At 51.5% G+C, this 778-nt stretch carries 1 rRNA gene; it reads right to left on the bottom strand.

Annotated features, from left to right (window positions below):
* Nucleotides 1–778, bottom strand: a 23S ribosomal RNA gene (locus ACF8FB_RS02415); the annotation flags it as partial.

The raw sequence follows: 778 nt of genomic DNA, 5'->3' as shown, positions 1-778 counted from the left end.
GGTGCATGGTTTGAGCCCCGTTACATCTTCCGCGCAGGCCGACTCGACTAGTGAGCTATTACGCTTTCTTTAAAGGGTGGCTGCTTCTAAGCCAACCTCCTAGCTGTCTAAGCCTTCCCACATCGTTTCCCACTTAACCATGACTTTGGGACCTTAGCTGACGGTCTGGGTTGTTTCCCTTTTCACGACGGACGTTAGCACCCGCCGTGTGTCTCCCATGCTCGGCACTTGTAGGTATTCGGAGTTTGCATCGGTTTGGTAAGTCGGGATGACCCCCTAGCCGAAACAGTGCTCTACCCCCTACAGTGATACATGAGGCGCTACCTAAATAGCTTTCGAGGAGAACCAGCTATCTCCGAGCTTGATTAGCCTTTCACTCCGATCCACAGGTCATCCGCTAACTTTTCAACGGTAGTCGGTTCGGTCCTCCAGTCAGTGTTACCTAACCTTCAACCTGCCCATGGATAGATCGCCCGGTTTCGGGTCTATACCCAGCGACTAAACGCCCTATTAAGACTCGCTTTCGCTACGCCTCCCCTATTCGGTTAAGCTCGCCACTGAATATAAGTCGCTGACCCATTATACAAAAGGTACGCAGTCACCTAACAAAGTAGGCTCCCACTGCTTGTACGCATACGGTTTCAGGTTCTATTTCACTCCCCTCTCCGGGGTTCTTTTCGCCTTTCCCTCACGGTACTGGTTCACTATCGGTCAGTCAGTAGTATTTAGCCTTGGAGGATGGTCCCCCCATATTCAGACAAAGTTTCTCGTGCTCCGT

Source organism: Pseudomonas sp. yb_2 (genome assembly GCF_043103905.1).
Taxonomy (GTDB): domain Bacteria; phylum Pseudomonadota; class Gammaproteobacteria; order Pseudomonadales; family Pseudomonadaceae; genus Aquipseudomonas; species Aquipseudomonas alloputida.
This window is presented reverse-complemented; position numbering and strand designations above follow the sequence as displayed.